Source organism: Pseudomonas sp. Root329 (assembly GCF_001424925.1).
Classification (GTDB): domain Bacteria; phylum Pseudomonadota; class Gammaproteobacteria; order Pseudomonadales; family Pseudomonadaceae; genus Aquipseudomonas; species Aquipseudomonas arabinosi.
The window spans coordinates 64,573-82,855 of sequence record NZ_LMCV01000001.1; the positions used below are offsets into that span (position 1 = coordinate 64,573).

General features: G+C 59.6%; 16 protein-coding genes. 10 read left to right on the forward strand and 6 right to left on the reverse strand.

Features of this window, described 5'->3' with window-relative positions; translation table 11 throughout:
- The first annotated feature begins 24 nt into the window (after window positions 1–24).
- From ASC74_RS00335 to ASC74_RS00360, 6 genes are all read left to right on the forward strand, one after another.
- On the forward strand, window positions 25–636 hold the full coding sequence (locus ASC74_RS00335) for a c-type cytochrome (RefSeq protein ID WP_046044883.1): 612 nt from the start codon (window positions 25–27) through the stop codon (window positions 634–636).
- A gap of 200 nt (window positions 637–836) precedes the next feature.
- Window positions 837–1,478 (forward strand): thiol:disulfide interchange protein DsbA/DsbL, encoded by a 642-nt coding sequence (locus tag ASC74_RS00340; RefSeq protein ID WP_008156010.1) that lies wholly within the window; start codon window positions 837–839, stop codon window positions 1,476–1,478.
- Window positions 1,479–1,492: 14 nt separating this feature from the next.
- The gene (locus ASC74_RS00345; RefSeq protein ID WP_056738441.1) at window positions 1,493–2,371 is read left to right on the forward strand and encodes an endonuclease/exonuclease/phosphatase family protein; all 879 of its coding nucleotides are present in this window, start codon (window positions 1,493–1,495) and stop codon (window positions 2,369–2,371) included.
- Window positions 2,368–4,446 (forward strand): diguanylate cyclase, encoded by a 2,079-nt coding sequence (locus ASC74_RS00350; protein WP_056738442.1) that lies wholly within the window; start codon window positions 2,368–2,370, stop codon window positions 4,444–4,446. The genes ASC74_RS00345 and ASC74_RS00350 overlap by 4 nt, the downstream gene beginning before the upstream one ends.
- Window positions 4,447–4,549: 103 nt before the next feature.
- On the forward strand, window positions 4,550–5,329 hold the full coding sequence (locus tag ASC74_RS00355; protein ID WP_046044885.1) for an N-acetylmuramoyl-L-alanine amidase: 780 nt from the start codon (window positions 4,550–4,552) through the stop codon (window positions 5,327–5,329).
- A gap of 75 nt (window positions 5,330–5,404) precedes the next feature.
- Window positions 5,405–7,018 (forward strand): EAL domain-containing protein, encoded by a 1,614-nt coding sequence (locus ASC74_RS00360; protein ID WP_056738443.1) that lies wholly within the window; start codon window positions 5,405–5,407, stop codon window positions 7,016–7,018.
- 12 nt (window positions 7,019–7,030) lie between these two features.
- On the opposite strand, the gene ASC74_RS00365 is transcribed toward ASC74_RS00360, so the two are convergent.
- On the reverse strand, window positions 7,031–8,821 hold the full coding sequence (locus ASC74_RS00365) for an ATP-binding protein (RefSeq protein WP_056738444.1): 1,791 nt from the start codon (window positions 8,819–8,821) through the stop codon (window positions 7,031–7,033).
- A 10-nt stretch (window positions 8,822–8,831) separates the two neighbouring features.
- The gene (gene algB, locus ASC74_RS00370; protein WP_046044888.1) at window positions 8,832–10,178 is read right to left on the reverse strand and encodes a sigma-54-dependent response regulator transcription factor AlgB; all 1,347 of its coding nucleotides are present in this window, start codon (window positions 10,176–10,178) and stop codon (window positions 8,832–8,834) included.
- A gap of 434 nt (window positions 10,179–10,612) precedes the next feature.
- Between algB and ASC74_RS00375 the strand changes: the two genes are divergently transcribed.
- The 4 genes from ASC74_RS00375 (at window position 10,613) to ASC74_RS00385 (ending at window position 14,602) form a co-directional block, all read left to right on the forward strand.
- Complete coding sequence (locus tag ASC74_RS00375; RefSeq protein WP_056738445.1) at window positions 10,613–10,900, forward strand: hypothetical protein; 288 nt, start codon at window positions 10,613–10,615, stop codon at window positions 10,898–10,900.
- A gap of 81 nt (window positions 10,901–10,981) precedes the next feature.
- Window positions 10,982–11,146: a DUF1328 domain-containing protein gene (locus ASC74_RS30625; RefSeq protein WP_003177151.1), complete on the forward strand. Its 165-nt coding sequence runs from the start codon at window positions 10,982–10,984 to the stop codon at window positions 11,144–11,146.
- A 779-nt stretch (window positions 11,147–11,925) separates the two neighbouring features.
- On the forward strand, window positions 11,926–13,257 hold the full coding sequence (gene gltP / locus ASC74_RS00380) for a glutamate/aspartate:proton symporter GltP (protein WP_056738446.1): 1,332 nt from the start codon (window positions 11,926–11,928) through the stop codon (window positions 13,255–13,257).
- A gap of 115 nt (window positions 13,258–13,372) precedes the next feature.
- A complete protein-coding gene (locus ASC74_RS00385; protein WP_056738447.1) occupies window positions 13,373–14,602 on the forward strand; it encodes a nucleoside recognition domain-containing protein in 1,230 nt (409 codons plus the stop codon).
- Between the two features lie 119 nt (window positions 14,603–14,721).
- On the opposite strand, the gene ASC74_RS00390 is transcribed toward ASC74_RS00385, so the two are convergent.
- Genes ASC74_RS00390 through ASC74_RS00405 form a run of 4 tightly spaced genes read right to left on the reverse strand, consistent with a single transcriptional unit; the run spans window position 14,722 to window position 18,233 of the window.
- A complete protein-coding gene (locus tag ASC74_RS00390; RefSeq protein WP_056738449.1) occupies window positions 14,722–15,348 on the reverse strand; it encodes an ABC-type transport auxiliary lipoprotein family protein in 627 nt (208 codons plus the stop codon).
- Window positions 15,345–16,283 carry an MlaD family protein gene (locus ASC74_RS00395; protein ID WP_056738451.1) on the reverse strand — a complete coding sequence of 313 codons (939 nt, stop codon included), beginning with the start codon at window positions 16,281–16,283 and terminating at the stop codon, window positions 15,345–15,347. Before ASC74_RS00395 ends, ASC74_RS00390 begins: the two co-directional genes overlap by 4 nt.
- 1 nt (window position 16,284) lies before the next feature.
- The gene (locus ASC74_RS00400) at window positions 16,285–17,088 is read right to left on the reverse strand and encodes an ABC transporter ATP-binding protein (protein WP_056738452.1); all 804 of its coding nucleotides are present in this window, start codon (window positions 17,086–17,088) and stop codon (window positions 16,285–16,287) included.
- The gene (locus ASC74_RS00405) at window positions 17,085–18,233 is read right to left on the reverse strand and encodes an ABC transporter permease (RefSeq protein WP_056738454.1); all 1,149 of its coding nucleotides are present in this window, start codon (window positions 18,231–18,233) and stop codon (window positions 17,085–17,087) included. Before ASC74_RS00405 ends, ASC74_RS00400 begins: the two co-directional genes overlap by 4 nt.
- Between the last annotated feature and the right edge of the window lie 50 nt (window positions 18,234–18,283).

An 18,283-nucleotide genomic window follows, 5' to 3' on the forward strand; every position in this document is an offset into this window, starting at 1 on the left:
CCTTAGCCGTAGTTGGATTAGCTGATGAACAAATTGATCGTGAGTCTGCTGTTGACCGTGGGGATCTCCGGCATTGCCCATGCTGCAGGTGATGCGACTGCTGGTCAGGCGAAAGCCGCAGTATGTGGCGCCTGTCATGGCCCGGATGGCAACAGTATGGCGCCTAACTTTCCGAAACTGGCAGGCCAGGGCGAGCGTTATCTGAACAAGCAGCTACACGACATCAAGTCCGGCAAACGCACGGTACTGGAAATGACCGGCCTGTTGACCAACCTGAGCGATCAGGACCTGGCCGATATCGCCGCCTACTTCGCCAGCCAGAAAGGCAGCGTTGGCGCCGCCGACCCGAAAGTCGTTTCTCGCGGTGAAGCACTGTTCCGCGGCGGCGATCTGGCCAAGGGTCTGCCAGCCTGCACCGGTTGCCACTCGCCAAATGGTGCGGGTAACGCAGCTGCCGGCTTCCCGCACTTGGGTGGCCAGCATGCTCAGTATGTAGCCAAGCAACTGACCGACTTCCGCAAGGAAGAGGCCGGCCGCACCAACGATGGCGACACCAAGCCGATGCAGAGCATCTCCAAAAAGCTGAGCGACGAAGATATCGCCGCGGTGTCCAGCTACATTCAAGGTCTGCACTAAGACCGACGAATCTGGCGTTGCGCGAGGTCTACACCTTCCGCAACGTTAACGCTCGATTAATCCGTCGATGCAAGCATAAAAAGGGTGGCTTTGGCCGCCCTTTTTTGTGGCCGCTGCCGTTACACTACAGAACTCAAGCCCGCCAGGACCTGTCTGAAAACAGGTCGCGCGAGGCGACCAAAATTGTCCAGGAGTAAAGCATGCGTAATCTGATCATCAGCGCCGCACTCGTCGCTGCCAGCCTGTTCGGCATGACCGCCCAAGCTGCTGAAGCACCCGCAGCGCCATATGTCGAACTGACCAATCCCGTCCCGGTAGCTGTGCCTGGCAAGATCGAAGTGGTGGAGCTGTTCTGGTACGGCTGCCCGCACTGCTACGCTTTCGAGCCCGTGATCAATCCATGGGTTGAGAAACTGCCTTCCGACGTGAACTTCGTCCGCATTCCGGCCATGTTCGGCGGCCCGTGGAACGCACACGGTCAGATGTTCCTGACCCTTGAAGCCATGGGCGTCGAAAACAAGGTTCACGCTGCGGTGTTCAACGCGATTCAGAAAGAACACAAGAAGCTGGTCGACAAGAATGAAATGGCCGATTTCCTGGCCACTCAGGGCGTAGACAAGGACAAGTTCCTGGCCACCTTCGACTCCTTTGCCATCAAGGGCCAGATCGTCAAGGCCACTGACCTGGCCAAAAAGTACGAAATCTCCGGCGTTCCAACCATGATCGTCAACGGCAAGTATCGCTTCGACGTGGGCTCTGCCGGCGGTGCCGAGCAAGCATTGCAACTGGCCGACAAGCTGATCGACAAAGAGCGAGCGGCTAACAAGGCTGCTGCCAACTAAGCGCGGCGACTGCCATGCGCCGCTGGGGCACTGAACGCGTCGTTGGCCTGCATGATCCGCGGGTCAACGAACATCATCTGGAATCGACGGGCCTGCCCGCAGACAGTCGTCTGCGCTTGCTCAGCTTCAATATCCAGGTCGGCATCAGTACCGAGCGCTATCACCATTACCTGACCCGGGGCTGGCAGCATCTGTTGCCGCACACCGGGCGTGCCGACAATCTGCAAAAGATCGGCAATCTGCTGGGCGACTTCGATCTGGTCGCCTTGCAGGAAGCCGATGGCGGCAGCTTGCGATCAGGCTACGTCAACCAGGTCGAACACCTGGCCCAGCTCGGCGCATTCCCCTACTGGTATCAACAACTCAATCGCAATCTCGGACGCCTCGGCCAGCACAGCAATGGTGTGCTCAGCCGCCTGCGCCCGTGGGCGATTGAAGATCATCCGCTACCGGGGCCCAAGGGTCGTGGGGCGATTCTGGTGCGCTTTGGCGAAGGTCCTGAGGCACTGGTGGTGGTCATGATGCACCTGGCACTGGGCGCCCGCGCCCGCAGCTTGCAACTGGCTTACATCCGCGAGTTGATTGGCGGCTATAAACACCAGGTGCTGATGGGCGACATGAATACCCATGCCAGTGACTTGCTGCAAAACTCCCCGTTGCGTGACCTCGGCCTGCTCGCGCCGCAACTGGAAGCGACGTTCCCTAGCTGGCGCCCGCAGCGCTGCCTGGACCATATTCTACTGAGCCCCACCCTGACCCTTGAAAAGGTCGAGGTGCTGGCACAACCCATTTCCGATCACCTGCCGGTCGCGGTAGAGATTCGTCTGCCGGGTTCGCTCACGGCCGATGCATTACCCGCGTTGAGTCCTGCCCCTCGCGGATCCCATGAATGAGCGACGAAGCACAGCGCTGGAAAGAGAAATACCTCAAGAGCATCGAACAACAGGAAAAGCTCGAACGTCGATGGGACGCCCGGCTCGACCTGCTGCGTCGCGGCCTGGTACGCAGCACGCTGGCCGCCGAGGGCACCGACCGCGTCGTTGACCAATGCATGAAGGAAATGCGTGAAGTCGTGCGCACCGACGACATGGACGCCGGCCTGGCCGCCCTGCTTCCGCGGCTGGAAAAAGCCGTGCTCGACTCCGAACAACGCCGGGAAACCCGGGTCAATCAGACCAGCGCCGCATTGACCGCGCTGGTCTCGCAGCTGCAAACATTACCGCTGCCCCGCGAAGTAAGCCGGCCGCTGAAAAACTTCGCCAAGCAACTGGATGCAAGAGTCGGGCAGGCGCGCGAGATTCCGTTGCTGCTCAGTGAACTGAGCGGTCTGCAAGGCAAAGCGCTGAATCAGCTTGAAAACCCGGCAGAACCCGGCCGCCCTGGTTTGCTGCAGCGGCTTTTTGGCAGCCGTGAAGCGGATGAAGCGGCATTACAGGTTGTCCCCGGCATTGTTCCGACGCCCACCCTGCAGCATGCCGAAGCGGTTGCCGTGCCTCATGCCGAGACATCACAGGTAACCGTCAATCTCGCACCAGAGATTGATAAGCCGCAAGTGGCGGTTACACATGTTGCCGCGCCCGCGACTGCATCCGAGCCAACGACGATCGAGGCTCCGCCCGCAGCAGCGCCTTCTCCTGCAGTTGTAGCGTTTGTCCCGCCGGTGCTCGAGCCGGAGCGAGCACACGCCCAGACTCCAGAGACGCAACCACAACCGGACATAGACCATCCAGAAGAACCCGCGCCATCAATCATCGAGCCAGAAATACAGACTCAACCGGCAATCAATCCCGACGAACTGACCCCGGTGGTCTATCTCGACAGCCTGCCGTTGCCCCCGGCCATGGCCGAGGTGTTGGCCGCCGTAGACGCTGAACAATCCGAGCCGGATGTTCTCTACGCCCTGCCGGACTCACCCGAGCCGTCCTACAGCTCGGTGGCCAAGCACATCGAAGACACGTTACTGGGCCTGCTCGACGACCTGACGCTGCCCGAGCGTCATCGTCCGCAAGCCGAAGCGATGCGTGATCGTCTGCAAAACGGTTTGAATTGGTACGAACTTCTGCCGATCCTCGACGATCTGGCAACCTTGATGCTGGCAATCACCGACAGTGGCCAGCATGAATTCGAAGCTTACTTGCAACAGCTAAACGAACGCCTCGAGTCGTTCCAAAGCAACTTGCAAGCCGCCAGCGAAGGCCATGCCGACAACCGTTCCGCCGCACGCGAGATGGACACGCAGATCCGCGAGCAGGTCGACGGCTTGCAGAGCAGCATGCAGGAAGCCGCCGACCTGGACGATCTCAAGCACGTTCTGGAAAACCATCTGGAAGGCCTGCTCGGCACCATGGACCAGCACCAGAAGCAGCGTAACGAGCGCGAGCAGGAAGTCGCGGCCCGCCTCCATGGTCTGGCCGAACGCGTTGCGCACATGGAGCAGGAAGCCCTGGGCTACCGCGAGCATCTTGAAGAGCAGCGTCAGAAAGCCTTGATCGACCCGCTTACCGGCCTGCCTAACCGGGCAGCCTGGAGCGAACGGCTGGATCACGAAATCAACCAGTGGCAGCAACACGGCAACACCCTGTTGCTGGCAATGCTCGACCTCGACCATTTCAAACGCATTAACGATAACTATGGTCACTTGGCGGGCGACAAAGTACTGAAAATCATCGCCAGCGTGCTACGCAAGCGCCTGCGCGGGACGGATTTCATTGCCCGGTTCGGCGGTGAGGAGTTTGTCCTGTTGATGCCAGACACAGTGCCATCTGCTGGTGCGAAACTGCTGGAAAAGCTGCGCGCCTCGATCGAAGCCTGCCCTTTCCACTTCAAGGGTGAGCCGGTAACCATCACTATTTCCATGGGCCTGACTGCATTCAAACCCGGCGAACATAGCGATCTGGTCCTTAAAAGAGCCGATCAGGCCCTATATCGCGCGAAACATGCTGGCCGCAACCAAGTGGCACTGGGCTGACAGTCAATTGTTCCATTTTGTTTAAAACTTCGCGTTGGCCGTCTGCGCGCAAGGCAGTACGTTACACTGTTGCATTACTGTCTTGCGTGTATTGCCTTCTGCCATGAAATATCTATCTCTCATCGTGTCGCTGATTCTGTTGGCCGGTTGTGCCAGCGGCCCCCGGTTCGACACCCGTCACCCTTCAGCCAATTACGACAGCCGCATTCAGTTCGTGGTGGTGCACTACACCTCCGCGTCACTGGAGCGCTCGCTGCAACTGCTGACCCACGGCGAGGTCAGCAGCCACTATCTGATTGGCGACGACAAGGGCGCCACCATCTACAAGCTAATGGATGAAAACCTCCGAGCCTGGCACGCCGGGGAAAGCGAATGGCAAGGCCGGACCTGGTTGAACTCCAGTTCCATCGGTATCGAAATCGTCAATCCAGGCTTTAAAGACACCCCGACCGGGCGCCTTTGGTACCCCTACAGTGAAGACCAGGTCCAGTCCCTGATCGTCCTGCTCAAGGACATCAGCAAGCGCTACGCCATCAATCCCCGCAGCATCATCGGCCACAGCGACATCGCCCCGCTGCGCAAGCTTGATCCGGGGCCGCTGTTCCCCTGGAAGCGCCTGGCTGCCGAAGGCCTGGGAGTCTGGCCGAATGAGCAGGCGGTAACGCGCCAGCAAGCACAGTTCGAAGTACAACTGCCAACCATCAGCTGGTTTCAGGCACAGCTGGCTCGCGCGGGTTATCCCACGCCGCAAACCGGCGAACTGGATGTTGCGACACGCCATGTGATTGCGGCCTTCCAGATGCATTTCCGACCGTCACGTTTCGATGGCACGCCAGATGCGCAAACAGCGGCACTTCTACAAGTCTTGAACCAGACAAAATAATGACGCCCGCCCGACGGTCAGGGCTTTTTTCCAATCAGCAGCTATAACTCATTGGTAATTCTTCGGATATTCCCTATGCCTGCTGCTCGAGAGACACTACGTAGTTGGTTCTTTCGCCCTTGGTTTTTGGCGATACTGGCTGCTGCCTTGAGCGCGACACTCCTGATGGCCGGCAGCCTGTTCGTGGCCATGCATCAAGTCGAGCAGAGCGAAAGCGAAGAAATGAATGCCCAGGGCGAGCGCTTCCTTGCTCGCCTGGAGCAACTATTCGGGCAGCTGCGTGAAAGCCTCGACGACCTGGAAGCCCAGCCGTTACGCGGCTGCGATGACGAAATGATCGCGACCTTGCAACAGGTCAGCTTCAATTACCGCTTCGTTTACGAAGCCGCCTATATGGACGCCTCACGGATCTGTTCCAACCGCCCCCGCCAGGAAGGGCTGTCGATGATAAGGCCGCCAGACATCAAGGGGCCGACCTACAGTTACTGGCTGAACACCACCACCGAACCCGATGAAAACCGCGCCGCGCTGATGCTCGGACGCGGCAATTTTCGGGTCGCGACGTCTCGCGGGCATTTGACCGACATGGTCGACTTGCCGCCGGGAAGCAGCCTGCTGGTGGTGCTCGACCACGGTACGCGCGCGATTCCGGTACTGGGTGTCTCGCAGGCCTGGCCACCCACAGAACCCTGGCCCCCGAAAAGTCTCGACGCGCTACAAGTGACGCATTCCCGCCTGATTTACCGCATGCCCACCAACAATCCGGAATACCAATTGGTGCTGATCAGCCCGCGCACCGGTATGCATGTGCCCGCAGTCTGGTGGTGGTTGCTGCCGGCCAGCCTGGCACTCGCCTTATGCGTGGGTTTTCTGGTGCTTCTGCTGGTGCGCCAGCGACAGTCGCTGGACGCCGAACTGAGTGGCGCCATACGGCGAGGCGAATTGCAGGTGCTGTATCAGCCGATCTTCGACCTCGACAGCCGCAACTGTGTCGGGGCAGAAGCCTTGCTGCGCTGGCGACGGCCGGACGGCACCCTGACCAGCCCCGACCTGTTTATTCCGATGGCGGAGAACACCGGCCAGATCCGCCAGATGACCGACTTCGTCCTGCAACGCCTGCTTGAGCAGCTGGGTCAATTGTTGCGGGCCAATCCGCAACTGTACATCTCGGTCAACCTGGCGGCCTGCGACGTCATGGTGCCGCGTATCGGCCAAGTCATGGCACGACTGCTGACCTTGCACCGCGTCGCGGCAAAGCAAATTGCCTTTGAGGTCACCGAGCGGGGATTGATCGATGTCGTGGTAGCCCGGGAAAACCTGCAAGCCTTGCGGGATGTCGGGCATCAAGTGCTGATTGATGACTTCGGCACTGGCTATTGCAGCCTCGCCTATCTGCAAACCCTGCCAGTCGACTGCCTGAAAATCGACAAGGCGTTTATCGATGCGCTGGGTCATGACGCTGCAAGTAGCGGTGTCGCCCCGCACATCATTCACATGGCCCAGGCCCTGCAACTCAAGGTGATTGCCGAGGGCATCGAACTTGAATCCCAGGCGGCGCTTCTAAGCAGTGAAGGCGTGAAATTCGGTCAGGGTTGGCTATTCGCCCATGCGTTGAGTGCGGTGCAGTTCATCGAGCTGATTACCCGTGGACGCCGATTGGCTGCCCGACGTCTTGATGACGAAGCCTGAAGCGGCTGCGGCTTATACCGACAGCGCCATATAGAACTGAGTACCCTGCCCCGGCCGCGAATAAACACCCATCCGACCGCCGTGCAACTGCACGATTTCCTTGCACAGCGCCAGACCGAGTCCGGCTCCGCCCTTCTTGCGACCGACCTGTACAAAAGGTTCGAAAATCCGCCCCTGCTGACCATAGGCAATGCCTTCGCCGTTGTCCTCGACGCTGATAATCACTCGTTCTCCATGGCGTCGAGCCTGCAAACGTATTTGCCCGCCGGAAGCGGTGTGGCGCAACGCGTTGTCGATCAGGTTATCGAGCACCCGGTCCAGCTGCGGCTGATCGGCCTGCAATCGCGGCAATGGCCCTTGCACTTCCACCAGCAGGTCGAGGCCCTGCTCTTCTGCCGGACCGGCAAAACGTGCCCGGGCCTGCTCCAGCAAATCCTCGATGGAGCACGGCGCCAACGTGAGTTTCTGCAATCCGTTCTGGTAGCGGGAGAAGTTCAGCAGGTCGTTGATCAACTGCATCAAGCGCTGCATCTCTTCATTCACGGTGTCCAGCAGATCAGCTTCACGCGAGTCCTTGGCAAAGTGCGCGCGCTCGCGAAACAGGCCGAACGCCATGTGCATCCCGGTAACCGGCGTTCGCAATTCATGCGAGGCGCGCAGCACGAACTCGCTGCGCACCCGCTCAAATGCCCGCTGTTCGGTGACGTCATGCAGCACCATCACGGCACCGAGAATATGTCCCTGTGTATGGCTGACCGGCGTCAGACTGAAGGTCAGCAACCGCGACTCACCGTCGACCTCGATGCTCAGGTCCTCAGGCGCCCGCTCCAGGGTGCCGCCGCGCAGCACCAGTTGCAGCTGATCATCGAGTTCGGGACGCTCAAGCGCCGTACCCAGACCTTGACCGAGACGATCGCTGTCCCAACCCAACTGACGCTGCGCCACTGGATTGAGGTGCTCCAAATGACCATCGCGGTCGATCATCAGCAACCCATCGTCGATGCTATCGAGCACGGCCTGCAAACGCTGCTGGCCGGCGAGCAGTTCATCGACATTGGTGGCCTGATGCTCGCGCAAGGCCTCGGCCATGATCCCGAAGCGCTTGGTCAGCAGGTTCATTTCCACGGCCGAGGAAATCGGCAGCGTCACTTCGAAATTGCCTTGGCCAATGTTATCCGCCGCCTGGGCCAGAGCCTCGATCGGTGCACCAAAACGTTGAGCAATAGCGTGGGCAGTGACGAAACCGATGATCAGCACCGCCAACCCCACCAACCCGAGCAGGCCGGCAATCAGGAGCGCCCTCTCCCGAGCCTGCCGTTCGGTGGCATTGATGTTATCCAGCGCACGCTGTTGCTCGACGATCAAACCATTGCGCAGCGCATTGAATTTTTCGGTGAGTTCTTTGTTGCCACTCAACACCTGCGTCGAATCACGGGACAGGTCGTACGCCTGCAGAAAGCTCAGGTAGTCAGTCTTGGCCTGTTCGAAACCGAACTGGCGCTCATCGCCAGCCTGGGAATGAGCAATGCCGTCGTCAAGCAACTGAAAATAATGCTGCTTGGACGCCTCGTACGCTGCAGGATCCGGCTTCTCGCTGAGCATGATCATCAGCTGATCGCCCAAGGTCTGACGCATTTTCAGCCCCAGGTCGAGCATGACGAAATTATTGCGATTCAGCGCTTCCTGGGAACTCGCCATCTGCATAACGCTGACCAGCCCGAGCAACAGCCCAAGCAGCGCCACGGTGATCAGTGCGGAAATACTCAGAAACAGCCGCGTGCGCAACTTCATCGCCAGTCTCATCGGAGACAGCTCACAAGTTGTACTGCTTGCGTTTTCGGTACAACGTCGAGGCATCGATACCCAGGGTCTTGGCGGCCTGGTCCAGCGTATCTGCAGTGGCGAGCACCGCTCCGATGTGGGCCTTTTCCAATTCATCCAGACTCAGCGCAGCGCCGATGCGAGGAGCGTTGTTGACCGGGGTTTCAGCCATGCCCAAGTGACTGATCTCGACCCGTTCCTGTGGACAAATGATGCTTGCCCGCTCCACAACGTTGCGCAGTTCGCGAATGTTCCCCGGCCAGCGGTAGCCGAGCAGCGCTTCACGGGCTTCGTCGCTGAAGCCCCGAGCCGGACGCGCGTACTCCTTGACGAAACGGGCCAGAAAGCGATCGGCCAGGTTCAGAATATCTTCCCTGCGTTCGCGCAGTGGCGGCAGGTGCAAGGTGATGACGTTCAGGCGGTAGAGCAGGTCTTCGCGGAAACGGCCATCGCGGACCATGTCTTCGAGATTCTGGTTAGTGGCAGCGAGGATGCGCACATCGGCGCGGCGGGTGACCGGGTCACCCACCCGTTCGTATTCTTTATCCTGGATGAAACGCAGCAACTTAGGTTGCAAAACCAACGGAAAATCGCCGATCTCGTCAAGAAACAGCGTCCCACCGTCGGCCTGATTGACACGACCCAGAGTACTTTCGCTGGCCCCGGTGAACGCGCCACGGCTGTGGCCGAAGAGCTCGCTTTCCATGAGTTCGGCGGTCAGGGACGGGCAGTTGATCGTGATGCAGGATTTCTTCGCGCGCTTGCTCCAGCCGTGAATGGCCTGGGACAGTTCGCCTTTACCGGTGCCGGACTCGCCGAGAATCAAAATATTGGCATCGGTGCTGGCCACCTGGCGGGCGGTTTCGAGCACAACTTTCATCGCCGGGCTGTGAGAGTCGAGGCCATCCTTGGGTTTGCGCACTTCGCCTTCAAGGGCTTCCAGACGTGCCGACAGTTGCCGCACTTCCAGCTGCTTGGCGGTGGCCAGGCGCAATTGGTCGGGGCTGCAAGGCTTGACCAGATAGTCGGCGGCACCGGCCTGAATGGCATCCACGGCAGTATCCACGGCCGAATGAGCGGTGACGATCACGACCCTCATCCACGGCGCCTGAATGCGCATTTGGGCCAGCACATCGAGGCCATTGTCTTCACCCAGGCGCAGGTCGAGGAAGCACAGGTCGAAGACTTGGCGCTGGAGCAGTGCATCAGCCTGAGCGGCGCTGTTGGCGGTAGCGACGCTGTAGCCTTCATCTTCGAGGCAATAACGGAAAGTACGCAGGATGGCGGACTCATCGTCCACCAGCAGAATGCGGCCTTGATGCTCAGTGGCTGATTCCATTTTCCTACGCTCCTTAAAGAATGATCTTGGTTAGTCCCGGAATAATCGGGCAAGTTGCATGGTTGATTCTGGTCGATTCCAGCCACAGCAGCGTAGCTCTCTCCTCACCCTACGGCTAATCGCCTGATTTTGTTGTTTTTTTATCAGATAGCCGGTTCGCGGGCGATTCCCGCTGTCCCCTTGTGACATCCACCTCCTCCTCGCAATTCAAAAATATTGAAATTTCTTACAAGTCCATCGTGCATTACGCACGACTTCAAAAGGACCATCGTGCAGGATGCGTCCGATCCGTTTCCTACATCATTCATAATCAACTGATTTTATTGGTTTTTATTATCAGTAAAAGCTGGCATGCAGGCTGCAATGGTCTGATTAACCGGGGCATTTAAAAGTCGCCCCTAACAAGATCACCACAGTGTGGGAGGAGCTTCAGGATGAGTCGCCAACGTGCCGCCCAGTTGCGTATCTCGCCACTGCATATCCAGCAAGGCCTGTTTGCTGTTCTGGCGCTATTGATCACCTTGATCGCCGGCCAGCAGTTTCAGCGTTGGGAGCAGAACCAGCAGCAAGAAGCGCCACGCTTGTCGATTCAGCACCCGACCCAAACCCATTTCAGCGCGGCCAGCAGTAACCAGGCTGACAGCCCCCCAATGCGAATGATGGACGTCGATCAGGCTCAGCCTGCGGATGAGATGCCTCGCCAGGAACGTTGGGTGTTCTAGACACATGAACTTGGCGCGTTCAAGGCGCCGGGAAAAGCACCACAAGCAACATCTCTAAATAGAAGCGTAAGGAGAATCACCATGTTGAGCTGGGCAATCACATTCTTGATCATTGCCATCATCGCTGCGGTACTGGGCTTCGGTGGTATCGCGGGCACCGCCACGGGTATCGCCAAGATTCTCTTTGTCGTGTTCCTGGTGATGTTCATTGCTTCCTTCTTCTTTGGCCGTCGCGGTCGAGGGTGAACATGAGCGTTTTGTTAAAGACACTGGCAGCCGCCCTGCTTCCGGGCGGTAGTGCCATGGAAGAAAGATCCACACGGGTACTGAATTCGTAACATGAAAGAAGCAGCATGGCTTCTTTCCACTGCGCTACCCGAGGACGGTAGACGCATGATCAAGGGGCCGGGACGTTCTGCCTGTTTCAGGGGCGGAGTGACCTACGGGTACAGGGAGTGCCTGCGCAAGGGCCGGGTCAGGCAGAAGCTGCGACGCAAGTTCGTCGGTCACTCATGGATCGACGGACTTGCGAAGAGCTCCTCAGCGCAAAGTGTTGTCCTAGAGCGTTCTGCTCGCCTGCTCCGTCAATCCCTCGCAAAACCATTTCGCGGTGTTTCTTTGGTGACCGTATATCGAGAAAACTGCGCCTCAAAGACCGAGAATTTTCGCGCTTAAACGTAGGCTTTTTCCCAAGTTTTAGTCCTCATTCCCTTGTTCAAAAAACAACCAATCTCCTCTGCGATGACCGGTTCACGGCACTTATGCCTGCCGAAATGTCGTATTCGAACCGGTTGGGACGCGAGTTTCAGTAAAAAAAGCTCATGCCGATTCGGCATAGGGTAGGCGTTTACGGCATTAGACGTCGCTTCCTTGCATCTGAATAGTTGCGCCTTTTTTCGCCTGCCAGAGAGCCGATAACAAGCGCTCCGGGGCACCTTATACGGGGGCAGATGCACAAGACTTTTTCGCCACAAGCGTTTCAGTTCTTGCATCTGTCTGAGTCAAACGCAAGTAAGGGTAAAGATATGAAGAAGGCAAAGCTTAGCCTCGCCTGGCAGATCCTCATCGGTCTGGTATTGGGGATTGCAATCGGTGCGCTGCTCAACCATTTCAGTGCCGAAAAAGCCTGGTGGGTCAGCAACGTCCTGCAACCAGCAGGCGATATCTTTATCCGTCTGATCAAGATGATTGTGATCCCGATCGTGATCTCTTCGCTGATCGTCGGTATTGCAGGCGTCGGCGACGCGAAGAAGCTCGGGCGTATCGGCCTCAAGACCATCCTTTACTTCGAGATCGTCACCACCATCGCCATCGTGGTCGGTCTGGTGTTGGCCAACGTGTTCCATCCGGGCACCGGCATCGACATGAGCACCCTGGGTACTGTGGATATTTCCAAGTACCAGGCCACTGCCGCCGAGGTTCAGCATGAACATGCGTTCATCGAAACCATCCTCAACCTGATCCCGTCGAACATCTTCGCGGCCATGGCCCGCGGCGAGATGCTGCCGATCATCTTCTTCTCCGTGTTGTTCGGTCTCGGTCTGTCGAGCCTGCAATCGGACCTGCGCGAGCCGCTGGTGAAGATGTTCCAGGGCGTGTCGGAAAGCATGTTCAAAGTCACCCACATGATCATGAGCTACGCCCCGATCGGCGTTTTCGCACTGATCGCAGTGACCGTGGCCAACTTCGGCTTCGCCTCTCTGATACCGCTGGCCAAACTGGTGATCCTGGTTTACGTCGCCATCGCCTTCTTCGCCTTCGTGGTGCTGGGCCTGATCGCTCGCCTGTTCGGCTTCTCGGTGATCAAGCTGATGCGCATCTTCAAGGATGAGCTGGTGCTGGCCTACTCCACCGCCAGTTCCGAAACCGTGCTGCCGCGCGTGATCGAGAAAATGGAAGCCTACGGCGCGCCGAAAGCCATTTGCAGCTTCGTGGTACCGACCGGCTACTCGTTCAACCTCGACGGTTCGACCCTGTACCAGAGCATCGCGGCCATCTTCATTGCCCAGCTCTACGGCATCGACCTGTCGATCAGCCAGCAATTGCTGCTGGTGCTGACCCTGATGGTCACCTCCAAAGGCATCGCCGGCGTACCGGGTGTGTCCTTCGTGGTGCTGCTGGCCACCTTGGGCAGCGTGGGTATTCCGCTCGAAGGCCTGGCGTTCATCGCCGGTGTCGACCGCATCATGGACATGGCCCGTACCGCACTGAACGTGATCGGCAATGCCTTGGCCGTGCTGGTCATCTCCCGCTGGGAAGGCATGTACGACGACGCCAAGGGCGAGCGCTACTGGAACTCGCTGCCGCACTGGCGCAGCAAGGAAAAATTGCCAACTGGCGAGATTTCCAGCAACTAATGCAAAACCCCTTGTGGGAGCGTACATCGCGCTAAACAAACCCCGGAGAAATCCGGGGTTTGTCGTTTCTGGCTACCCCGCTATCATTCGCCGCATTCTTCGGGGGATTTGACTGATGCTTAATGGCCTGTGGCTTGGCTTCTTCATCGTGGCTGCCGTTTCGGCACTGGCGCAATGGCTGATCGGCGGTAACGCCGGGATCTTCGCGGCGATGGTGGAAAGCATTTTCGCCATGGCCAAGTTGTCGGTCGAAGTCATGGTCCTGTTGTTCGGCACCCTGACGCTCTGGCTGGGCTTTCTGCGGATTGCCGAGAAGGCCGGGATCGTCGAGTGGCTGGCCAAAGCGCTGGGCCCGTTGTTCCTGCGGCTGATGCCGGGAGTGCCGGCCGGGCACCCAGCCATCGGCCTGATCACGCTGAACTTCGCCGCCAACGGCCTGGGCCTGGACAACGCCGCCACGCCAATCGGCCTTAAAGCCATGAAGGCGCTGCAAGAGCTCAACCCCAGCGACACCATCGCCAGCAACGCGCAGATCCTGTTCCTGGTGCTCAACGCCTCTTCCCTGACCCTGCTGCCGGTGACGATCTTCATGTACCGCGCCCAGCAAGGTGCGCCCGATCCGACCCTGGTGTTCCTGCCAATCCTGCTCGCCACCAGTTGCTCGACAGTGGTCGGCCTGCTGTCGGTGGCGTTCATGCAGCGTCTGCGCCTGTGGGACCCGGTGGTGCTCGCATACCTGATTCCCGGTGCCTTGGCCCTCGGTGCCTTCATGGCGCTGCTGGCGACGCTCTCAGCGACCGCTCTGGCCAGCCTGTCATCGATCCTCGGCAACGTGACGCTGTTCGGGCTGATCATGTTGTTTCTGGTGATTGGCGCGCTGCGTAAGGTGAAGGTGTACGAAGCGTTCGTCGAAGGCGCCAAAGAAGGCTTCGACGTGGCCAAGAACCTGCTGCCGTATCTGGTGGCGATGCTGTGTGCCGTCGGCGTGCTGCGGGCATCCGGAGCGCTGGACTTTGGCTTGGACGGAATTCGGCATCTGGTGGAATGGGCCGGCTGGGACACGCGCTTCGTCGATGCGCTGCCGACCGCCATGGTCAAGCCGTTCTCCGGCAGTGCCGCCCGTGCGATGCTGATCGAAACCATGAAAACGTCAGGCGTGGACAGCTTCCCGGCGCTGGTGGCGGCGACGATTCAGGGCAGTACCGAAACGACCTTCTATGTATTGGCGGTGTACTTCGGCGCGGTGGGGATCCAGCGGGCGCGGCATGCGGTGGGGTGTGCGTTGCTGGCGGAGCTTGCCGGGGTGTTGGGCGCGATCGGCGTCTGCTACTGGTTCTTTGGCTAAACGAGAACCCTGTGGGAGCGGGCTTGCTCGCGAAGAGGCCGGTACATTCAACATCTCTGTTGACTGACACACCGCCTTCGCGAGCAAGCCCGCTCCCACATTAGATGTGCGTGCGACCTTTATGGCCTCAGCGGCGGGGCGACTTTCTGTCCTTGCTCAACCGCCCAAGCCACCACCTGCGCCGTCAACTGGTCACTGGCCTGGCCAAACCCGGCCACCACCGCCGGTACCTTCGCATCGCTCAACGGCTGGCGCACTTCGAAGCGTCGGCTGGCGAGGATTCGCTGGTCATAACCGCGCACCAGCAATGCATCCAGACGCACGACGACACTCGCACTCGTGCCTTGGTACTCAGTCTGAAACGCCTGCAGGCTACCGCCCAGTTCAAGATCAGCCTGGAAATTGCTGTCATCGGTACTGAGCAATGGCACCCGACCATCACGCTGGAAACCATCAAACAGACGATTGCGCAGCAACACCGGTGCCGGGTCGCTCCAGCGCGAAGCCTTGTAGCTGCTGATCAGATCACCCTGCGGGATCACGGCGATTTTCGGGCTGTTCAAGGCCTCGCTGGCCTGCGGCTTGGTCAGGCGCAGCGACCAGCGTTGCGGCGTCCCGTGACTGGCCGCTGCGCTGCTCTGGGCCGAAGGCAACCGATAGACATCGGACGGCTCGGCCTTGGGCAGGATCGAGCAGGCGCTGAGCACAATGAAGCTGGCGAGGAGGGCGAGGTGAGGCCGCTTCATGGCGTGAACTCCTTGTTCTTGTCATTGCCCAGCAAATAACCGGTGGGATTGGCTTCCAGACGCTGGGAAATAGCCCGCAACGACGTCAGGGTGTCGCGCAGTTCACGCACTGCTGGAGCCAAGCCATTGAGACCTTGCATGCCGCTGTTGAGCGAATCCTGATTGGTCGTGAGCAACGTGTTGATGGTCGCGCTGCTCTGTTCCAGCGACTTCATCGCCTGCTCGGCACTGCCGAACATCTGCTTGCCTTGATCGTTGAGCATGCCATTAGCGTTGCGCATCAGCGCCGACGTCTGTTCCAGCATGGCGCCGGCCTGTTTGCCGACCGAGGCCAGTTGCTGCATCGCCTGGCGAATATCGCCGCGCTGGTCGGCGATGGTGCCGGTGGTTTGTTCCAGATTCTCAAGGGTATTGCTGATGCGCTCGACGTTCTCCGAAGAAAACATCTGGTTGGCGTTATGCATCAGCATGTTCACGCCAGCCATCAGGTCGCCGCTGTCGTTCAACAAGCGAGCGATAGGCGAGGGCGATGCAATAATGGTCGGTAACTCACCGTCCTTGCCCTTGAGCTTCGGACTCTGCGGCGTACCGCCGCTGAGCTGAATGATCGAGGTGCCGGTGATCCCGGTCAGCGCCAATATGGCCCGGGTGTCTTCCTTGATCGGCGTATCACCGCCCAGGCGAATCCGCGCCAACACCCTGCGCGGGTCTTTCGGGTCCAGGCGCAGGGCCACCACGTCGCCGACCTTGATCCCGCTGTACTGCACGGCGCTGCCCTTGGACAGGCCGCTGACGGCCTCGTTGAAGACGATTTCGTAATCCTTGAACTCGGTGTCGACGCTGGACTTGGCCAGCCACAAGCCGAAAAGCAGGGCGCCTGCCACCACAATCACGGTGAACAGGCCGATCAATACATGATGGGCTCGGGTTTCCATGTCAGACCTCCTTAAGCTGTTGAGCGGCGGTCAGCGCCGCGCGGCCGCGAGGGCCATGGAAGTATTCGTGAATCCACGGATCGGCGGTTTCCGACACCTTGTCGATGGCATCCGCCACCAGCACTTTTTTCTGCGCCAGCACCGCCACCCGGTCGGTGATGGTGTAGAGCGTGTCAAGGTCGTGGGTGACCAGAAACACACTCAGACCCAACGCATCGCGCAGGGTCAGGATCAATTGATCGAACGCCGCCGCGCCAATCGGATCGAGGCCGGCGGTGGGTTCGTCGAGAAACAGGATGTCCGGGTCCAGCGCCAACGCCCGGGCCAGTGCCGCACGCTTGATCATGCCACCGGACAGCGAAGCGGGGTACTTGTCGGCTGCCGACAGCGGCAGCCCGGCCAAGGCCATTTTCACTGCCGCCAAATGCTCGGCGTCCTCTCGGCTCAAACCGGCATGCTCGATCAGGGGCAGGGCGACGTTCTCCGTCACGGTCAGCGAAGAGAACAGGGCGCCTTTCTGGAACAGCACGCCGAAGCGCCGTTCGACCATGGAGCGTTCGTGTTCGGACAGCGTCGGCAGGTTTTTGCCAAAGACCTTCACCACCCCTTCGCTGGGCTGACGCAAGCCGACGATGCTGCGCAACAGCACTGACTTGCCGCTGCCGGAACCGCCGACCACGGCGAGGATTTCGCCCTTGTACAAATCCAGATCGAGGTTCTCATGCACGCTCTGGCGACCGAAGCGATTGCACAGCCCACGGACTTCGATCACCGCCTCGGAGGGCGCTCGGGGTAGACGATTCACCAGCCCATCTCCATGAAAAACAGCGCAGCCACGGCGTCGAGCACGATCACCACGAAAATAGACTGGACCACGCTCGACGTGGTGTGCGCGCCGACGGACTCGGCGCTGCCGCTGACCTTGAAGCCCTCTAGGCAGCCGATCGCGGCGATCAGAAACGCGAAAATCGGCGCTTTGACGATCCCCACCACAAAATGCTGAACGCCAATATCCGATTGCAGCAGCGACAGGAACATCGCCGGCGAGATATCCAGCGCCACCGCGCAAACCACACCGCCGCCGACGATCCCCGAAAGCATCGCCAGAAAGGTCAGCATCGGCAGTGCGACCAGCAGGGCCAACACGCGCGGCACCACCAGCAGCTCCATCGGGTCGAGGCCCAAGGTGCGGATGGCGTCGATTTCTTCGTTGGCTTTCATCGAGCCGATCTGCGCAGTGAACGCGCTGGCGGTGCGGCCGGCCATCAGGATCGCGGTCAGCAACACACCGAATTCGCGCAGGAAGGAGAACGCCACCAGGTCCACGGTGAAAATACTCGCACCGAAACTCGCCAGCACCGTCGCCCCGAGAAACGCCACCACGGCACCCACCAGAAAGGTCAGCAGGGCAACGATGGGTGCGGCGTCGAGGCCGGTCTGTTCGATGTGCGCCACCATCGGCGTAATGCGCCAGCGCTTGGGGCGAAACAGACCGCGGGCGATGGTTTCCAGTATCAGGCCGACGAAACCCAGCAGTTGCAGGGTGTCCTGCCAGACCGCGTCGACCGCGTGGCCGATGCGGGTCAGCAGTTGAATGCCGACGCTGATTTCCGGTTCCTTGATCGGCACGCAGAAGTCGGTCAGCGAGCAATAGACCGTCTGCAACAAGGCACGGTCGGCCGAGGACAGTGTGCAATCGGGGTGTTCGGCGGATCGGCCCAAACGCTCGGACCCGAGCAACTCCACCAGCAGCGACGCGCCAGCGGTGTCGAGCGCGCCGAGGCCGTTGAGGTCGATGTGAGTGCTGTCGTCGTATTGGCCGCGGAGCTTTTCGCTCAGGTGCTTGAGATCGGCGTAATGGGCAAGCGTCCAGTCACCCGTGACCCGCAACTGAGCAGGGGAGTGAGAGGTGTCCAGTCGGACACTGCCGGGCATTGTGCTGCTGGTCATAAGCTCCGTGCTTTATCGGCTATTACGCAGCTCTACGTAATAGCACGAAC